Consider the following 17845-nt stretch of genomic DNA (forward strand, 5'->3'; position numbering starts at 1 on the left):
AAACCGACAAGATTGAGAACCGCGATGACGATCACGACTGCTCCGACCAACCAAATGATACTGTTCATGACGTTCTCCTTTTGATGTCGCAAAAGTGAACGGTCGCAACCCCAAAAGGTTCCCGGATCAACACGCTGTTGGGCGTCATTTTCAGACGCTCGAAAATGACGGGAAACGTTATGGCCCATCACGCCTCAAGCCCGAAATTCGATCGAGCTTTCCGTGCTCTGCCTTGTCAAAATATTGGTTGGACAGCAGCCAGCCCTTGAGCGGTCTAAGCGGCAGGATGCAGGTCAAAAGCAGAAACGGGAGCGAGGTGAAGAAATGGATCCAGAACGGAGGCTGGTAGATAGCCTCGATCAGGACCGCCAGCGCCACGCTCGGCACGCAGGCGAAACATACCACGAAAAAAGCCGGCCCGTCGGCAGGGTCGGCAAACCCGTAGTCCAGACCGCAGACCTCGCAACTCGGCTTCATCGAAAGGAAGCCATCGAATAAATGGCCCTGCCCGCAGCGCGGGCAGCGACCTCGTAACCCTGTATTAGACGGCGAAAGTGTCGGCCAGTGCGCTTCATGTCCCATGGATCCGGCTTCCTCTCGAAATTCATCTGAAGAATGCCTAGCGCTGAACATTAGCAATCATCAAGGTAGCAAGATGTAGCGCGTCAATCTGCCCATCTCAAAAGATGCACTCGTCAAAAATGCAACCCTGATTGGAGGTTAATCCCAGATTCGCTCGCGCTTCACATACCGGTCAATAATCCTCAGGCTGCGATCAGGTTCGATAATATAGGTTTCATGCACCTCGCGACCCACCTGGTTGGTGAATTCATGCGAGAACGTACTGCCGACAGGCGACCTGGTAAGCTTGGTGCGCGGTTGCCCGCCGTAGGTGATACTGCCAGGTATCGGAGCGAGGCCGGACCCGCTGTTGAAGCTGTAGCCAACGGTGGTGGCCGAGGCAGAGCAGCCCGCAAGAGCGAGCGCCAGAATGGATAAGACAAGAGCCGGTTTCATGGCATCATCCTTGAACGGAAGGACCGTCTGCGCGATCCCTTTCTTTGGTGATGACGATGAAATAGGGCTCTGCGAATAATTCCGCTACCCTCGCCGAAGATATCGGCTACATCTTTGAGCCAGCCATTCCAATGAAGCCAGCCCATTTAAGGAAGCATTCGTGAGAAGACCTGTTTCCGGCATGTCCGTTGCCGAGATGTCGATGCTGATTCACTCGGGCATCATGAGCCCCGTGGAAATCGCCGAGGCCGTTTTCGATGCCATAGATCGTCACGCCGACAAATCCGTTTTCATATCTCTCCTGAAAGACCGCGCGATGGACGAAGCAGCGGCCGCTGCCAAGCGTGTCGCAGACGGCCGTTCACTCGGCTTGCTGGATGGCATCCCGATCGCCTGGAAGGACCTGTTCGACATCAAGGGACTGGCGACGACGGCAGGCTCCACGGTGTTGTCGACCAAAGCGCCGGCCACGAAGGATGCCGCGGTGGTCGATCTTGTGCGGCAGTCCGGCATGGTCGCGATCGGCCGCACCAATATGAGTGAATTCGCCTTTTCCGGCATCGGCATCAACCCGCATTACGGTACGCCGCACAATCCGAAAAGCACGGACGTGCCGCGCGTATCCGGCGGCTCGTCCTCCGGTTCCGCGGTCGCGGTTGCGGCAGGCCTCGTTCCGGTCGCGATCGGCACCGACACCGGCGGCTCGATCCGCATTCCTGCCGCCTTCAACGGCATCGTCGGTTACAAGGCAAGCCGAGGTCGCTATTCGATGGATGGCGTCTTCCCGCTGGCAAAGAGCCTCGATTGCCTCGGTCCGCTCTGCCGCACTGTCCAGGATGCTATCTGGGTGGATGCCGCCATGCACGGCGCAACCCGTCCGGAAATCACCCGGGTCACGGACGCAAGGCTTGATATCGTCGTGCCCGAAAACGGCGTCTTCGACGGCGCCGAACCGGGCGTTATCGAAGCCTTCGAAGCGGCCCTTTCCCGCCTTGAGAAAGCCGGCGCCCACATCGAACGCATTCGTATCCCGGCCTTCGATGCGATTTCGGAACTCGTCAAGGCTCGCGGTGCTCTCGTCACGGCAGAAGCCTTTGCCCTGCATCGCGAACGGCTGACAGGCGCCATTGCCGATCAGATCGACCCGCGCGTCGTTGCCCGCATAAAACTCGGTGAGAAGACGAGCATGGCGGACTATATCGATATCCTCGATATCCGCCGCCGGCTGACCGAGGAAACGGAAGAACTGCTTGCCGGACGCCTGGTGGCCTTCCCCTCGGTCGCCCATATCGCACCGGCAATCGATCCGCTTCTTGCCGATGACGACCTGTTCTTTGCCGTGAATGGCAAGACCCTGCGCAATACAGGCTTCGGCAATTTCCTCGACTGGTGCGGCGTTTCCATTCCCTGCGGCACCGGTGATGCAGGAATGCCAGTCGGCTTGCTTCTCTCGGGCGTCGCCGGAGACGATGAAAAGCTGCTCACCGCAGCGCTTCGATATGAGGATGTCATCCGGGGATAATAAGTTTGGAGGGGCAAAGCCCCTCCAGCACATGCCTTAGGCTATATCACCGACCGCCTTCGCAGTCACGAAGACATCGTACCGGGTGCTTTTCCCGATGATCTGATGGCTGGGCTTGCGAATACCCGGCATCGGATCCGCGCGCAGGGGCCATTTCAGAACCACCCTCTTCTGCGCGTTTTCCAGTGCGACCTGCATCAACTCAAGCGAATCCGGATCGTCGCCGACGATCTCTCGGATCAACCGCATTTCCTTCTTCACCAAAGCCGTTTTATCGCGCGGTGGGTGCATCGGATCGATAAGGATGATCTGGGGTTTCAGCTGCGGAATAAGCGCGCAGGAATCGCCATGCAGCAGCGTCATCCGCGCCACCGTCTCCGCATGACGCCCGCCTTCCGCCTGCGCCCGTTTCAGCCCTTCGGCAAGAAGCGCATGCATCGTCTCGGAACGCTCGATCAGCGTCACGTTTGCTCCAAGCGACGCAAGGAGAAACGCATCGCGGCCAAGCCCTGCCGTCGCATCGACGACTTCCGGTGCCGTATTGCCGGAAAATCCGACAGCCTTCGCCAATCCCTGTTTGCGCCCTTCGTTGGAGCGAAACCGGTGACCGACCGCACCGCCAACAAAATCGACAACCAGATCGGATTTTTCGAATTTCTGCACGATTGGACGATCTCAGAAAGGGGTTGGCGCCGTGAACGTCACTTCCGATCCGTCAGGCTTGCGAAAACTCAGTTCTTCGGCATGGAGCATCAGGCGGTCGCTAGCTGCCAGTGCTTCGCCTTCCGCGTAAAACTCGTCGCCGAGAATAACATGGCCGAGCGCTTTCATATGCACCCGCAACTGATGTGTGCGCCCGGTCATCGGAAACAGGCGAAGCCGCGTCCGGTTTTCGCTATGGCCGAGAACCTGCCAGCGCGTCACCGCAGGCTTGCCGTGTTCGTGATCGACGCGGTGACGAGGCTTGTTGTCGGGATCTATCGCAAGAGGCAGATCGATCGTCCCCTCCTCGCCCTCGACCCTGCCCCAGACCTCGGCGACATAGGACTTCTTCGTCATGCGCGCCTCGAACTGCGCTGCGACAAAGGCATGCGCCTTGCGGTTCAGTGAAAAGAGCACGATGCCGGACGTATCCTTGTCGAGCCGGTGGACGATCAGCGCCTTGGGAAACTCTTTCTGCACCCGCGTCAGCAGGCTGTCGCTGAGCGCCGGATGACGGCCCGGAACGGAAAGAAGACCGCTCGGCTTGTCGCAGACCAGAAAATCCCGGTCACGGTGCAGGATGGTCAGATAAGGGTCGAGCGGCGGATGATAGATCGGAGAGACATCGGAAAGCGCAGTCGTCACGATGGAGCCATCCGGGAAATACGAGCCGTAAAATCATAAACTTACAGCTTGGAGAAAATTGGTAGCGGGGGGCGGAATTGAACCGCCGACCTCAGGGTTATGAATCCTGCGCTCTCACCAACTGAGCTACCCAGCCACACCAACGAAGCTGCTTTTAAAGCGTCCGCTCCGAGGAATGAGCGGCTTATAAAGGCAGGCCGCGAACCTTGTCAAGCATATGACAGGAGAAAAACTGAGGAGTTTCAAACCTCCGTTTTCGTCCAGTTCCCTGCCCTTTGAAAAGCAGGGAACTCCTGAACCTCAGGCAGCAACCGGCTGTGCCAGAAGCTGTTTCAACGAAGCCTCCGCTTCTTCCGCACGCTCTGACCGCTCGATGAAGCCGCCGCCGTAAACTCGCGCATCGGCACCGGGTGCCGAATAAAGCACGCAGGCCTGACCGGGAGCGACGCCCGCCTCGCCGATCGACAGATCGACATAAACGCCACGTTCGTCGACATGCAATGTCGCCGGTGTCGGCGGCCGGGTGGAACGAACCTTGGCGAAACAGGCAAAACCGTCCAGCACGTCGTTTTCGAGCGACGAATCGCCGAGCCAGTTCATGTCGCGAAGATAGACGCGATGCGTATCGAGCGCTTCCTTCGGCCCGACGATGACCCGACGCGAACGGGCATCGAGATAGACCACATAAAGCGGCTCGCCCGTGGCAACACCCAACCCCTTGCGCTGGCCGATCGTGTAGTGAACGATCCCTTCGTGACGACCGAGCACGCGCCCGTCCATATGCACGATATCGCCGGCAAGCGCCGCATTCGGCTTCACCTTGTTGATGATGTCGGCATATTTTCCGGCAGGCACGAAGCAGATGTCCTGGCTGTCGGCCTTCTTGGCAACGACGAGACCCATTTCTTCGGCAAGCTCGCGCACCTGTGCCTTCGACATGCCCCCGAGCGGAAAGCGCAGATAGTCGATCTGCTCCTGGGTCGTGGCAAACAGGAACCAACTCTGGTCACGATCGCTGTCGATCGGGCGATAGAGCGCACGGCGGTTCGGGTTATCGGCAGTCGGATTGGCAGCCGAACGGATATAATGGCCGGTCGCCAAGGCATCGGCACCGAGTTCCTGAGCGGTGGCCAGCAGATCGGCAAACTTGACGGTCTGGTTGCAGGCAACGCAGGGAACCGGCGTCTCGCCCATCGCATAGGCTTCGGCAAACGGATTGATCACCGTCTCGCGGAACCGCTTTTCGTAATCCAGCACATAATGCGGGATACCGAGCGTTTCGCAGACGCGGCGTGCATCGTCGATATCCTGGCCGGCGCAGCATGAACCGGCGCGATGCACCGCCGCGCCATGATCGTAAAGCTGCAGCGTGATGCCCAAGACATCATAGCCCTGTTGTTTCAGAAGCCCGGCCACGACAGACGAATCCACACCACCCGACATGGCGACGACCACGCGCGTATCTTCCGGCTTCTTGTCAAAATCCAGCGTATTCACGGGACAACTCTCGCAGCAATATCTGATGCGCTGATTGGATCAGCGGCACGTTGCGCCCGAGGCGGGATCGGCCGCCTGCCGGGCAATGTCGACCGGATATAGAAACTATTCCGACCGCATGCAAGCACCCGCGAATCAGGACCGCAATGCAGCCTGATGCGCGGCATGCACGGAAGTGACGCCATTGCCGTCGAGCGGCCGGTCGGTGCGAACCTTGGGCAATGCCTGCGGATATTCTCGCTGGACGAATTCGATCAGCTTTTCGCGCACCTCGCAGCGAATATCGAACACTTTTGGCGCACTGCTGGCCGAAGCGAGAATACGGATTTCCATCACGCTTTCGCGGAAATCAGTTACCTGAACCGCAACGACACGCCTGTCCCACAGCTTTGAGGCCGCAACGATCTCCTCCACCTTGCTGCGGACCACCGAGACCGGGATCGAGTAGTCGAGATAGATCATCACGGTGCCGATCAGCGCCGAGCTTTCACGCGTCCAGTTCTGGAACGGGTTCTCGATGAAATAGGAGAGCGGCAGGATCATCCGCCGCCAGTCCCACAGTTTGACCACGACATAGGTGGAAGTGATCTCCTCGACATTGCCCCATTCGCCTTCGACGATCAGCGCATCGTCGATGCGGATCGGCTGGGTGATCGCAAGCTGGATGCCGGCAAAGATGTTCTTCAGCATCGGCTGCAGCGCGAGACCGAGAACGATACCGGCGACACCAGCCGATGCCAGCACGCTGACGCCATATTGCTGCACCGCTGGGAAAGTCATCAGCATCGCGGCGATCGTCAGAACGATGATCATCGCGCCTGCAATGCGTTCTGCGATCCGCGACTGGGTCACATGGGTGCGTGCCAGCAGGTTGTCTTCCGCATCCAGCTTGAAACGGCGCAGGTAAACGGTTGTCCAAATATGCAAGGCCGCCTTTGCCGACCAGCCGACAACGAGTATGAAGGCTATCAGAAGGAGATGCCGGATAATCTCGGCAGGGCGCGCGGCAAGCGGCGCGACCGTGGCGGCAAAGGATAGCGTCGCCGTGAGGATGGCAAGCCTGAGTGGCCGGGTTCCCCTGGACACGAGAGAACGCCAGAACAGATCCTTATTCTCGACCAGACGCGTTAGTATCCGGAATGCCAAACGGTGAATGCCAAGGCCGACAGCGATGGCAGCGGCAAACACACCAAGGCTCACCATCCAGTTCGGCAGCCAATCTGTATATTGGCGAAACTCTGCGATAAACTGGTTCATCGGAGTTCAGTTAGGGTGCAGCGCAACATAGGAAAGTGCGGCCGCAAAAATATCATCTTTCTTCGACTTCATGCCGCAATTGGGGTGAGGAGCGTTTCATGAACGAACAATTTGTTCCTTTCGATCTAACCCGCTTCGTAGAGGCACAGGCATCCATCTATAATCAGGTGATCGCCGAGCTGCGCGACGGGCAAAAGCGTAGCCATTGGATGTGGTATATCTTCCCACAAATCAGCGGCTTGGGCGTATCTGCCACATCGCAGCGCTTCGCCATTCGCTCGAGGGCGGAAGCCATTGCCTATCTCGAACATCCCCTGCTCGGCTGGCGGCTCGGCGAGTGTACGGCAGCCATGCTCGGGCATGAAGGGCGCAGCGCAGGCGATATCCTTGGCGCGACGGATGACCTGAAATTCAGAAGCTCGATGACGCTCTTTCATCTGGTCAGCGAAAAGGGCTCGCCTTACGAGCGAGCCCTTCACATCTTCTATAAGGGAGAGCACGACGGCAGAACCGCCGAACTCCTCAAACTTTAGGCGCCGGTTTTAAGCGGCGGACTGGATTGCCGAAAGCTTCCAGTCATTCGCCGGCTTGCGCACGAATGTCCACACTTCCACAGTCTCGGTCACTTCGTTCGGATTGCCTTCGGCAACTTCACCGGTGTTGCGGTCGCGCAGGAAGTCGATCGAGGAATAACGCATTGCGACAGTCGCATATTCTTGGCCGTTTTCGCGCCATGCTTCGGCAAGATCGCCCTGCAGCAAGGTGACGTCGCGAACTTCGTTCTTCACGCCATTGGTGGCGTTTTCACCCAGTTCTTCAGCCAGATAGGACATGGCTTCCGGTGTGGTGAGATCACGCAGCTTGGCGTAGTTTTCGTCCGCATAGGCACCCTGCACCTCGGTCAACAGCTTTTCGAACTGGCTGAGGTCGCGATTGGTGATGCCGACTTCGTCCGTATCCGGGCCAGCCTGACGCTGAACGGCCTGCTGGCCGCCACCGAAACCGGCAGCACCGGCACCGGAGCCAATCTTCGGGATCTGGAAGCCGCCCTGATTCTGCTGCGGCGCCTCATAGGCATTGTTCTGGCTCTGGCCGAAACCATCCTTGCCGTTGCCACCATCACCGTAAGCACGGGAATTGCCGGCCGGGCCAGCAGCCTGCTGCTGCTGGCGACGGGCGAAGAAACGGAAAGCAAGCATGGCAAGACCGGCGATCAATGCGATCTGCAGCAGCATGCCGAAGAAGCCGGCCATACCGCCAAAGCCACCGCCCATCAGCATGCCGAACAGGCCGCCGAGAGCGAGACCACCGAGGATGCCGCCAAACATACCACCGAACATGCCAGGGCGACGCTGCTGCTGAGCAGCCTGCGCACCCATGCCGTTAGCCGGGCTTGCAGCATTCTGCTGCGTATTCGGGGTCATCGAACGATTGATGCCGCCGGCTGCGCCCGGTGCCGTGTTCGTGGCAGGCGGAGCTGCGAATGTACGGGTGCCGCGGCTGCCGAAGCTGGAACCACCGCCTGCACGACGCGCTTCCGCAAAATCGACGGCTGTTAGCGAAACTGCCATTCCGATCGCTGCGATCGCGAAGAGTTTCTGGAAACGCCGAAGCTTGAACAACATCAATTTCTCCTCTGGCCGCCCTATGCGGTCCGTGACCCTGATATGGGGAGCCCTGACGGAAATTTTAGGACCATCCGTCATTTTTCCCGCTTTAGTAGCTATAGAAATTAAGGACGGGAGCCAATTGACGGAAATACAACCAGGAGGAGTTTTCGACACTCAGTCGATCACATAATCGTCAGCAGGGACAGAAAGGGCCGGTTGCATGTCGCTTCCGGCCCATTGCTGCATCTTTCCTGGGAGGAAATCTGGTCTACCGCAGATGATGATACGGCCCTTCCGGCCAAAGGTCACGCCTCACTGCCGCTGCTGACAATCAGCCGCAGTGAACCTTCGAAAAACGGCTGCATCCGTAATGCGCTGTAACGAGCATCCCACACACCGCTGGTCAGGTCCCTGCTCAGCGTTTCGGCAAAACGCTGCTCTATAGCGGGATCGACGAAGCTCCAGGCGGAGTTCGCCAACCGCGCACCAGGCTCCAGCAGCTTCTCCGGCCGTCCGTAATAGGCCTCGCCGAAGCCATCGGTGCATTCGAGCGGAATGGGTACCGGCAGGATATCGACCTGGCCCAACGCATCGGCAATCGCACCCATAGTCGGATACCGCCGGGCCTCAACAGCAATCATCTCCGGCGCGTAGTCATTCAGCCACGAGCGATCGAGCGCCTTTGGATCGCAGGAAAGAATGAGAACAGGTCCCCGCGTCACACGGCGCATTTCGGCAAGCCCCGCAGCAAGATCCGACCATTGATGGACAGAGAATGTCGTCATGCTCGCATCGAAAGAGGCGTCGGAAAAAGGCAGGTGCTCGGCAACAGCATCGATCGCGACCGGCAAATGCGCTGGACGCTGGGCGCGCATGGAAGCTGATGGTTCGACAGCGGTTACCTGGCGATCGACAGGCTCATAGGAACCGGCCCCTGCCCCAACATTCAATACCGTGCGGGCTTCACCCAACGCCCTCGCGATGAAATCCGCAATATTTGGATCGGGTTGCCGGTAGCTCACATATCCCTTGCCGATCACGCCATAATTGGCGTCACCGGCGCTACCATCCTGATGTCGTACGCTCACGATCCATACCCTTCACATATCTGAAGGACGCGCCGCCTTGTTCCTTGGACGCGCATCCGGTTTCGATGCAGCGAAAGAAACCTATTTCTTACAGCGGTAAAATCGATATGTTCGCACAATCATTGTTCGGAAAACGCACATGGCAAGACGCATTCCCTCACTCAATGCATTGCGGGCATTCGAAGCCGCCGGCAGGCAAGGCCGAATGACCCTGGCCGCTGACGAACTCAACGTGACGCATAGCGCAATCAGCCGGCAGATCAGACATCTGGAAGCGATACTCGGCGTACCTCTATTCGAGGGACCGAAGAACAACCTGAGGCTCACGGAAGCAGGCACCAGCTTACTCATCGGCCTAGGCAGCGCCTTCGACCAGATCGATGCTTCGGTGCGGCTGGTTGCCGATACCGAGGAAGGCGCGCTGGACATTTCCTGCCCCGGCACATTTTCGATGCGCTGGCTGATCCCGCGGCTTTATCGATTTCAGGCGGAACACCCGAAAATCGAGGTACGCCTCACCGCATCTTCCCGCCCGGTCGATTTCGACCGCGACGGTTTTGATGTGGCAATCTGGGTTGGAGATCCGCCATGGCCCAAAGGCACCGAAGTCGTGCCACTGTTCCCGGAACAGACCGGTCTCGTCCTGGCGCAATCGCTGCCACAGACAGCCGAAGATGGGTTCGACGGCGTACCGCAACTGCACACACGCACGCGACCACGCGCCTGGGAGGACTGGCTCCATCGCTCCGGCCGAACCGTATGGAACGGGCCGCGGGTAGATCACGAGCATTTCTATTTCATGCTGGAAGCCGCAAGAGCGGGACTGGGCATCTGCGTGGCGCCCTGGCCCTATGTCATCGACGACATTCATGCAGGCCGCCTCAAAGCGCCGTTCGGATTTACCGATAGCGGGCATCATTATGTAGCGCTGAGAAGGGCAAGACGTAACCGCAAAGCCAGCCTCTTCTGCTCGTGGCTACAAGAGGAGGCAGACAGCTTTTCGGCAGCCTACCCGGCAGAACAGTGACGAAAAAGGTCCGGTGCATAACACCGGACCTTTCGCAGTTACCCCTGGGAGGATTTTCTTGCCTTTATCAGCTTATCGGTTCGGCCGCCTGATTACTCGACGTTGAACACCAGCGGGCGGGCCTGGCGGATTGCCGGGTTTGCCGTCAGCTGCGCAAGCACGTCTTCCGAAACCGGCGCATCGACATAAAGCAGCGCGATCGCGTCACCGGCTTCCTTCTCGCGACCGAGCTGGAAGTTGGCGATATTGACGCCGGCATTGCCGAGTGTCGTACCCATGAAGCCGATCATGCCGGGAACGTCGGTGTTGGAGATATAGACCATGTTGGCGCCGACATCGGCGTCCATGTTGATACCCTTGATCTGGATGAAGCGCGGCTTGCCATCCGAGAAGACGGTGCCGGCAACCGAACGGGTCTGCTTGTCGGTCTTGACCGTCAGCTTGATGTAACCGTCGTAAACGCCGGTCTTGTCACGCTTTACTTCGGATAGGACGATGCCCTTTTCCTTGATCATGATCGGCGCAGAAACCATGTTGACATCGGCCACCTGGTTGCGGATCAGGCCGGCGAGCAGCGCAGAAGTCAGCGCACGGGTGTTCATGTTGGCCGTCTGGCCGTCGAACAGGATCTCGATCTCCTTGATCGGATCATCCGAAACCTGACCGACAAAGGCGCCCAGAACGTCCGCGAGACGAATGAACGGCTTCAGGATCGGTGCTTCTTCGGCGGTGATCGACGGCATGTTGATGGCGTTCGAGACGGCACCCTTGACCAGATAATCCGACATCTGTTCGGCAACCTGAAGGGCAACGTTTTCCTGCGCTTCCGTGGTCGATGCACCAAGATGCGGCGTGCAGACGACGTTGGGGAGGCCGAACAGCGGGCTTTCGGTCGCGGGCTCAACTTCGAAGACGTCGAAACCGGCACCGGCAACGTGACCGGACTTGATCGCCTCGGCAAGGGCTGCCTCATCGACGAGACCGCCGCGGGCGCAGTTGATGATGCGAACGCCGGGCTTCGTCTTGGCGAGGTTTTCCTTGCCCAGAATGCCGCGGGTCTTGTCGGTCATCGGCACATGAAGCGTGATGAAGTCGGCGCGCGGCAGCAGTTCGTCCAGTTCGACCTTCTCGACGCCCATTTCCTGTGCACGCTCGGCAGACAAGAAGGGGTCATAGGCAATGACGTTCATGCCGAGGCCGATGGCCTTCTTGCAGACGATACCGCCGATATTGCCGGCACCGATGACGCCGAGCGTCTTGCCGGTGATTTCGACACCCATGAACTTCGACTTTTCCCACTTGCCAGCCTGGGTCGAGGCGTCGGCCTGCGGCAGCTGGCGCGCAACGGCAAACATCAGCGCGATTGCGTGTTCGGCCGTCGTGATCGAGTTGCCGAACGGGGTGTTCATGACGATGATACCACGCTTGGAAGCGGCCGGGATATCGACGTTGTCGACGCCGATACCGGCGCGGCCGATGACCTTCAGATTGGTCGCAGCAGCGATCAGCTTTTCGGTCGCCTTGGTGGCTGAGCGAATGGCAAGACCATCATAATTGCCGATGATTTCGGCCAGCTTGTCTTTGTCCTTGCCGAGTTTCGGCTGGAAATCGACTTCAACGCCGCGATCGCGGAAGATCTGGACGGCGGTTTCCGACAGTTCGTCGGATACGAGTACGCGAGGTGCCATTGTCTGGGCTCCTGATAAAGGGTTCAGTCTCTGAATGCGGGATAAAACGGTGCCACATTCCGTGGCACCGGAAATCGGATCAGGCGGCGGCCTTGTTGAGCGCAGCCTTCTGCGTTTCGAACGCATAGGCCAGCCACGGCATCAGGGCCTTCATGTCGGCCTCTTCGATCGTGGCGCCGGCCCAGATGCGAAGACCGGACGGAGCATCGCGGTAAGCACCGACGTCGAGAGCAACGCCTTCCTTTTCGAGGATAGAAGTTACACCCTTGGCGAAAGCAGCCTGCGCGTCGGCATCGAGAGCGGCAACGTCGGCATCGACGATCTTCAGGCAGACGGAGGTGTTGGAACGGGTTTCGTCGACCTGCGCGAGGTTGGCGATCCAGTCGTTCGCGGCAACAAAGTCGAAGATGACCTTGGCATTGGCGTCAGCGCGGGCGATCAGGCCCTTAAGGCCGCCAACCGTCTTTGCCCATTCGAGCGCATCGATATAGTCCTCGACGCAAAGCATCGACGGCGTATTGATCGTCTCGCCCTTGAAGATGCCTTCAGACAGCTTGCCGCCCGAGGTCATGCGGAAAATCTTCGGCAGCGGCCATGCCGGAACGTAGGTGGTCAGACGTTCGACAGCGCGCGGCGAAAGGATGATCATGCCGTGACCGCCCTCGCCGCCCAGAACCTTCTGCCAGGAGAAGGTGACGACGTCGAGCTTGGCGAAATCCATGTCCTGCGCGAAAGCGGCAGACGTGGCGTCGCAGATGGTCAGGCCCTTGCGGTCTGCCGGGATAAAGTCGGCGTTCGGAACGCGGACGCCCGAGGTCGTGCCGTTCCAGGTGAAGACGACGTCACGATCGAAATCGACTTCGGCGAGGTTCGGAAGGAGACCGTAATCGGCCTCGAACTTGCGAACATCCTTGAGCTTCAGCTGCTTGACGACATCGGTGACCCAGCCGGCACCGAAGCTTTCCCAGGCGAGCATGTCGACGCCGCGCTCGCCGAGCAACGACCAGAGCGCCATTTCGACAGCGCCGGTATCGGAGGCGGGAACGATGCCGATGCGGTAATCCGCCGGAACGTTCAGAATTTCACGGGTAAGATTGATGGCCTGTGCCAGCTTGTCCTTGCCAACCTTGGCGCGGTGCGAACGACCGAGCGGGGCATCGGAGAGAGCGTCTAGCGACCAACCGGGGCGCTTCGAGCAGGGGCCAGAAGAAAAATGAGCATTATTCGGACGTACGTCCGGCTTCGCGGTGCCATTGGCCATATGTATACCCTTCCAGGTAATTGGCTCCTCGTTGGGGAGGAGTGTCCCGCCGTCGTGGATATATTCGTCCCGGTTCACAGTCAAGCGGGTCACATCGCCGCCGAAAGAAATATGTTTCGGAAACGCCACCGCGAACTCGCCGAAGGTCACAATATGGCCAAACGCAAAAAGCCGCCCGAAGGCGGCTTTGGCGAAAGATGCGGAACCTACTTGTAGACGATGGGCTGAGGTTCAGGCTCGTAAGTCGCCTGTTCACAATTGTTGTTGAACATGTAGCGGGCGCCGACGCGGGCTTCGTGGCTGTAGATACCCTTGTCGCGGCCTGGACCGCCGGAATTGGCGTAGCCGAACATGTTGCCGCCGTCGATGTAACGGAAGCGGTAGCCGACATCCGCCTTGAGGTTACAGGTGACATCGATCGTGGCACCTGCCATCAGGGCAGCGGTCGCACGCCATTTACCCTTGCCATCATGATCCGACGAGGGATCGCAATCCGTCGGGTCGGTGACCGAGCAGGAGGTGTTCCGCAGCTTGTCCCACTTCACGTATGAAGCGCCGAAGCCGGCGCCGACATATGGCGTGAAATAGGCATAGGTGCCCAGATCGACATAGACGTTGGCCATCAGGCTGTAGGCCGAGAAGGATGAACGATCGTCAGAGACGCAATTGCCCGGGATCGTACCGCAACCACCCGAGGTCGAACCGCGGAAATCGGTCTTCGACAGGTAGTCGAGCGTCAGGTCGGTGCGAAGATAGTTGTTGATCTGGTAACCGACACCACCGCCGACCAGGAAGCTGTCATCGATATCCGTGGAATCGAAATCCACCTCGTTTGCCGAGGAACCGCCTTGGTAGAAGTTTGCGCCGCGCAGCCGGTTGAACGAATAACCCACATCACCACGCAGATACCAGCCGCTCGCTTCCTGCACCGTGACTTCCGGTGCGTCCATGAGCGGTGCGGGCTGGGGCTGGTAGAGATCTGCCGACTGGGCAACGCCAGCCGACAGCATGGCGGCAGCAACCGTCGCTGCAAGGCGCATCTTCATGTTCGCTTCTCCAAGCTTCATCATGCATGGCGTGCCACTTGCACGACCACCTTATTTGGCATGGAGAATGAATGATAAAAGTTAAGCCCTACTTAACCATAGAAGTTTACCGATATGCTTCGTTACGCGACAGAAGCGTTACTTGGCACTTCACGTAAATTTTGGCACCGAGGTGATGGAGCCGATGTTCTTTTCCGGCGTTGACATGCTCAACACGAGAGGACCGGCCTTGAAGCATTTGAAGGACGATGCGGGCAAATCGATCGTAAACACGGTCGATGTCCCCCGCCCCATCGCCGAGCATGGCGCCATCGGAAACATGCGCACGATCGCGCTCGTCGCCAAGGATTGCACGATCGATTACCTGTGCTGGCCGAACGTGGACAGCCCGAGCGTCTTCGCCTCCCTTCTTGATCCGGAAAAGGGCGGCGCATTCGAACTGACGCCGCAGATCGACGGCGCCCGTCGCCTGCAGATGTATGTTCCGGAAAGCAATGTCCTTCTGACGCGCTGGCTCGGCACGAGCAACAGTGCCGAGATCGTCGACTTCATGCCGCTGCCGCACGGCCCGGATGAGCCTTCATCCCTCGTGAGGCGCGTCACCGTCACGCGAGGAAAGGTCGCGTTCAAACTGAAGTGCTGGCCGCGATTCGACTACGCCCGAAGCACGCCGAAGGTGAAGACCGGAAAAGGCCATGTCTTCTTTCATTGTGGCGACTTCACCCTCCGTCTGTCGGGTGTGGTAGATTTTCATGCCAGGCAAGGAGCCGCGTTTGCGGAGTTTACCTTGCAGGGTGGGGAAACCATCGACTTCACGCTGGATGGTGATGAAACACGCCATACACCGAATACGGAAGCGATCGACGCTCTCCTTGAGGAGACCACCCGATACTGGCAGGGCTGGGCAAAGAAATCGACCTATCGCGGCCGCTGGCGCTCATCCGTCACCCGGTCCGCTCTCGCGCTAAAGATGCTGACCTCGGCCGAATACGGCTCCATCGCCGCGGCAGGAACCTTCGGCTTGCCGGAGGCTCCGGGCGGCGAGCGCAATTGGGATTACCGCGCCACATGGATCCGCGACGCTTCCTTCTCGATCTACGCCCTGATGCGGCTCGGCTACCTGGATGAAGCCAATGCCTTCGGCCGCTGGATCAGCGAACGGACCGACCGCTCTGACGGCAATGTACAGATCATGTATAATCTCGACGGCTCTAGGGTGGCACGAGAGCAATCGCTCGATCATCTCTGCGGTTACGGCGGTGCGAGACCCGTGAGGGTCGGCAACGATGCCGCCGGCCAGATCCAGCTCGACATCTACGGCGAGCTGCTCGACTCCATCTATATCAGCAACAAATATGGCGGCTCCATCTCGCATGAGAACTGGTTGAGTGTCCGCAATGTCGTCGATCACGTCTGCGAAGTCTGGCAGGAACCGGATGCTGGAATATGGGAAGCGCGCAGTGAACCGCAGGAACACCTGCATTCCCGGCTTATGTGTTGGGTAGCCGTCGATCGCGCTTTGCGCCTTGCACAGAAACGTTCGCTTGCCGCTCCTTTCGGCAAGTGGGTCGAGGCCCGCAATGCGATGACAGAAGACATCTGGGCGAACTTCTGGAACGAGAAGCACGGCCATTTCGTCCATGCCAAGGGTGGCGAGGAACTGGATGCCTCGATGCTGATGATGCCGCTCGTCCGTTTCATCAGCGCCACTGATCCGAAATGGCTGGCGACGCTCGATGCGATCTCGCGCGAACTTGCCGATGACAGCCTCGTCATGCGCTACAAATGGCAGGATGCACTGGAAGGGCGAGAAGGATTTTTCGGCGCCTGCTCATTCTGGTTTGTAGAATGCCTGGCCCGTGCCGGCAGGCTTCAAGAAGCCGAGATCAATATGGAAAAGCTGCTGCTCTTCGGCAATCACCTGCAGCTCTATGCCGAAGAATTCGATCCCCGTGGTGAGTTCCTGGGGAATTTCCCTCAAGCCCTCACCCACCTCGCCCTGATCAGCGCCGCCTTTTATCTCGACGGCGCTCTGGACGGCAAATTCCGGGAGTGGCGGCCTTAGCCGCCGCCGGCTTCAGGCAGCTTCCGACCGAACGTTGCCGATCACGTCGATGAGTCCGTTGACGATCTTTTCGACCTGAGAGCGATCGTCACCTTCCGCCATCACCCGGATCAGCGGCTCGGTGCCGGACGGGCGAATGACGAGGCGGCCCTTGGAGCCGAGTTCGGCTTCCGCATCGGCGATCGCCTGGCGGACGACATTGTCCTCAAGCGGCTTGCCGCCGGAGAACCGAACGTTCTTCAGAAGCTGCGGCACCGGCTCGAACCGGCGGCAAACTTCGCTGACCGGTCGGCCGAGCTTCTTCACGCAGGCGAGAATCTGCAGCGCCGCGACGAGACCGTCGCCGGTCGTACCGAAATCCGACAGAACGATATGGCCGGACTGCTCGCCGCCGACGTTGAAATCATGGTTGCGCATATGCTCGACCACATAGCGGTCACCCACCTTGGTGCGCGCAAGTGTCAGCCCGTTATCGCCAAGGAAACGCTCAAGGCCCAGATTCGACATGACTGTGGCAACGATACCGCCACCGGTGAGACGCTGGTCCTGTGCCCAGCTTTCGGCGATTACGGCCATCAGCTGGTCGCCGTCGATGATCTCGCCATTCTCGTCCACGATGATCACACGGTCCGCATCGCCATCCAGCGCGATACCGATATCGGCCCGCACCTCATGCACCTTCTTCTGCAGCGCTTCCGGGCTGGTCGATCCGCAGCCGAGATTGATGTTCGTGCCATTCGGCTCGTTGCCGATCGTTACGACATCTGCGCCCAGCTCCCACAGCGCCAAAGGAGCGACCTTGTAAGCCGCACCATTGGCGCAATCGATAGCGATGCGAAGACCATGAAGCGTCACATCACGCGGCAACGTGCGCTTGGCCTGCTCGATATAACGGTAGATGTCACCTTCGACGCGCTTCGCACGGCCGATATCGGCGGATTTGGCAAGCTGCGCATGCAGATCGCTGTCGAGCAAATCCTCGATGCGCATCTCCAACTCGTCGGAAAGCTTGTAGCCATCCGGGCCAAAGAGCTTGATGCCATTGTCCTCGAAAGGATTATGCGAAGCAGAGATCATCACGCCGACATCCGCGCGCAGCGAGCGTGTCAGCATGGCAACGGCGGGTGTGGGGATCGGGCCGAGCAGAAAAACGTCGAGGCCAGCAGCGGTAAAACCCGCAACCATGGCATTTTCCAGCATGTAACCCGAAAGACGCGTGTCCTTGCCGATGACCACGCGGTGGCGGTGGCTGCCGTTGCGGAAGATCGTGCCCACTGCAATGCCGACCCGCATCGCCAGATCCGGCGTCATCGGGAAGACGTTCGAATGTCCGCGGATACCATCGGTACCGAAATAGCGGCGTGCCATGTAATCTCCTTCGTCGTCGCGCGATCCATGCGCTGCGGGCAGAATCAATTTA

16 protein-coding genes and 1 tRNA gene are annotated in these 17845 nt (G+C 59.1%); 4 read left to right on the forward strand and 13 right to left on the reverse strand.

The window, feature by feature from the left end; all coding sequences use genetic code 11:
* Positions 1-177: 177 nt before the first annotated feature.
* Together HNQ72_RS05635 and HNQ72_RS05640 are read right to left on the reverse strand one after the other, a co-directional pair.
* Entirely contained in the window at positions 178-582 is a 405-nt protein-coding gene (locus tag HNQ72_RS05635; protein ID WP_183990303.1) for a DUF983 domain-containing protein, read from the reverse strand.
* A 138-nt stretch (positions 583-720) separates the two neighbouring features.
* Positions 721-1017 carry a putative periplasmic lipoprotein gene (locus HNQ72_RS05640; RefSeq protein ID WP_183990305.1) on the reverse strand — a complete coding sequence of 99 codons (297 nt, stop codon included), beginning with the start codon at positions 1015-1017 and terminating at the stop codon, positions 721-723.
* Positions 1018-1177: 160 nt separating this feature from the next.
* Here HNQ72_RS05640 and HNQ72_RS05645 point away from each other — a divergent pair, with 160 nt between their 5' ends.
* A complete protein-coding gene (locus HNQ72_RS05645; RefSeq protein ID WP_373289375.1) occupies positions 1178-2539 on the forward strand; it encodes an amidase in 1362 nt (453 codons plus the stop codon).
* Positions 2540-2575: 36 nt separating this feature from the next.
* Here HNQ72_RS05645 and HNQ72_RS05650 read toward each other — a convergent pair whose 3' ends face one another.
* The 5 genes from HNQ72_RS05650 to HNQ72_RS05670 all read right to left on the reverse strand — a co-directional run bounded on the left by HNQ72_RS05650 (position 2576) and on the right by HNQ72_RS05670 (position 6640).
* On the reverse strand, positions 2576-3202 hold the full coding sequence (locus HNQ72_RS05650) for a class I SAM-dependent methyltransferase (protein ID WP_373289376.1): 627 nt from the start codon (positions 3200-3202) through the stop codon (positions 2576-2578).
* A 12-nt stretch (positions 3203-3214) separates the two neighbouring features.
* Entirely contained in the window at positions 3215-3886 is a 672-nt protein-coding gene (locus HNQ72_RS05655; protein ID WP_183990307.1) for a pseudouridine synthase, read from the reverse strand.
* A 59-nt stretch (positions 3887-3945) separates the two neighbouring features.
* Positions 3946-4022: transfer RNA gene (locus tag HNQ72_RS05660), tRNA-Met, on the reverse strand.
* Between the two features lie 164 nt (positions 4023-4186).
* A complete protein-coding gene (gene mnmA / locus HNQ72_RS05665) occupies positions 4187-5383 on the reverse strand; it encodes a tRNA 2-thiouridine(34) synthase MnmA (protein ID WP_183990309.1) in 1197 nt (398 codons plus the stop codon).
* 135 nt (positions 5384-5518) lie between these two features.
* Entirely contained in the window at positions 5519-6640 is a 1122-nt protein-coding gene (locus tag HNQ72_RS05670) for a mechanosensitive ion channel family protein (RefSeq protein ID WP_183990311.1), read from the reverse strand.
* Positions 6641-6738: 98 nt separating this feature from the next.
* On the opposite strand from HNQ72_RS05670, the gene HNQ72_RS05675 reads away from it, so the two are divergent.
* Positions 6739-7173 (forward strand): DUF1810 domain-containing protein, encoded by a 435-nt coding sequence (locus HNQ72_RS05675; protein ID WP_183990313.1) that lies wholly within the window; start codon positions 6739-6741, stop codon positions 7171-7173.
* A 9-nt stretch (positions 7174-7182) separates the two neighbouring features.
* On the opposite strand, the gene HNQ72_RS05680 is transcribed toward HNQ72_RS05675, so the two are convergent.
* Positions 7183-8265, reverse strand: a complete 1083-nt coding sequence (locus HNQ72_RS05680) for a Tim44 domain-containing protein (RefSeq protein ID WP_183990315.1) — start codon at positions 8263-8265, stop codon at positions 7183-7185.
* A gap of 290 nt (positions 8266-8555) precedes the next feature.
* A complete protein-coding gene (locus tag HNQ72_RS05685; RefSeq protein WP_183990318.1) occupies positions 8556-9338 on the reverse strand; it encodes a class I SAM-dependent methyltransferase in 783 nt (260 codons plus the stop codon).
* Between the two features lie 139 nt (positions 9339-9477).
* On the opposite strand from HNQ72_RS05685, the gene HNQ72_RS05690 reads away from it, so the two are divergent.
* On the forward strand, positions 9478-10365 hold the full coding sequence (locus HNQ72_RS05690) for a LysR substrate-binding domain-containing protein (protein ID WP_183990320.1): 888 nt from the start codon (positions 9478-9480) through the stop codon (positions 10363-10365).
* A 92-nt stretch (positions 10366-10457) separates the two neighbouring features.
* Here the strand turns inward: HNQ72_RS05690 and serA are convergent, their stop codons facing one another.
* The 3 genes from serA to HNQ72_RS05705 all read right to left on the reverse strand — a co-directional run bounded on the left by serA (position 10458) and on the right by HNQ72_RS05705 (position 14360).
* Positions 10458-12053: a phosphoglycerate dehydrogenase gene (gene serA / locus HNQ72_RS05695; RefSeq protein ID WP_183990322.1), complete on the reverse strand. Its 1596-nt coding sequence runs from the start codon at positions 12051-12053 to the stop codon at positions 10458-10460.
* 79 nt (positions 12054-12132) lie between these two features.
* Positions 12133-13314, reverse strand: a complete 1182-nt coding sequence (locus HNQ72_RS05700; protein WP_183990324.1) for a phosphoserine transaminase — start codon at positions 13312-13314, stop codon at positions 12133-12135.
* 206 nt (positions 13315-13520) lie between these two features.
* A complete protein-coding gene (locus HNQ72_RS05705) occupies positions 13521-14360 on the reverse strand; it encodes an outer membrane protein (RefSeq protein WP_183990326.1) in 840 nt (279 codons plus the stop codon).
* A 142-nt stretch (positions 14361-14502) separates the two neighbouring features.
* Here HNQ72_RS05705 and HNQ72_RS05710 point away from each other — a divergent pair, with 142 nt between their 5' ends.
* Complete coding sequence (locus HNQ72_RS05710; protein ID WP_244654301.1) at positions 14503-16425, forward strand: glycoside hydrolase family 15 protein; 1923 nt, start codon at positions 14503-14505, stop codon at positions 16423-16425.
* A gap of 12 nt (positions 16426-16437) precedes the next feature.
* On the opposite strand, the gene glmM is transcribed toward HNQ72_RS05710, so the two are convergent.
* The gene (glmM, locus tag HNQ72_RS05715) at positions 16438-17793 is read right to left on the reverse strand and encodes a phosphoglucosamine mutase (protein ID WP_183990329.1); all 1356 of its coding nucleotides are present in this window, start codon (positions 17791-17793) and stop codon (positions 16438-16440) included.
* Positions 17794-17845: the final 52 nt, after the last annotated feature.

Source organism: Aliirhizobium wenxiniae (assembly GCF_014201355.1).
Taxonomy (GTDB): domain Bacteria; phylum Pseudomonadota; class Alphaproteobacteria; order Rhizobiales; family Rhizobiaceae; genus Neorhizobium; species Neorhizobium wenxiniae.

Coding starts and splice junctions, on each gene's coding strand:
- serA (WP_183990322.1), bottom strand. CDS start 12,053: ATGGCACCTCGCGTACTCGTATCCGACGAACTGTCGGAAACCGCCGTC.
- HNQ72_RS05705 (WP_183990326.1), bottom strand. CDS start 14,360: ATGAAGATGCGCCTTGCAGCGACGGTTGCTGCCGCCATGCTGTCGGCT.
- glmM (WP_183990329.1), bottom strand. CDS start 17,793: ATGGCACGCCGCTATTTCGGTACCGATGGTATCCGCGGACATTCGAAC.
- HNQ72_RS05675 (WP_183990313.1), top strand. CDS start 6,739: ATGAACGAACAATTTGTTCCTTTCGATCTAACCCGCTTCGTAGAGGCA.
- HNQ72_RS05700 (WP_183990324.1), bottom strand. CDS start 13,314: ATGGCCAATGGCACCGCGAAGCCGGACGTACGTCCGAATAATGCTCAT.
- HNQ72_RS05670 (WP_183990311.1), bottom strand. CDS start 6,640: ATGAACCAGTTTATCGCAGAGTTTCGCCAATATACAGATTGGCTGCCG.
- HNQ72_RS05635 (WP_183990303.1), bottom strand. CDS start 582: ATGGGACATGAAGCGCACTGGCCGACACTTTCGCCGTCTAATACAGGG.
- HNQ72_RS05680 (WP_183990315.1), bottom strand. CDS start 8,265: ATGTTGTTCAAGCTTCGGCGTTTCCAGAAACTCTTCGCGATCGCAGCG.
- HNQ72_RS05690 (WP_183990320.1), top strand. CDS start 9,478: ATGGCAAGACGCATTCCCTCACTCAATGCATTGCGGGCATTCGAAGCC.
- HNQ72_RS05640 (WP_183990305.1), bottom strand. CDS start 1,017: ATGAAACCGGCTCTTGTCTTATCCATTCTGGCGCTCGCTCTTGCGGGC.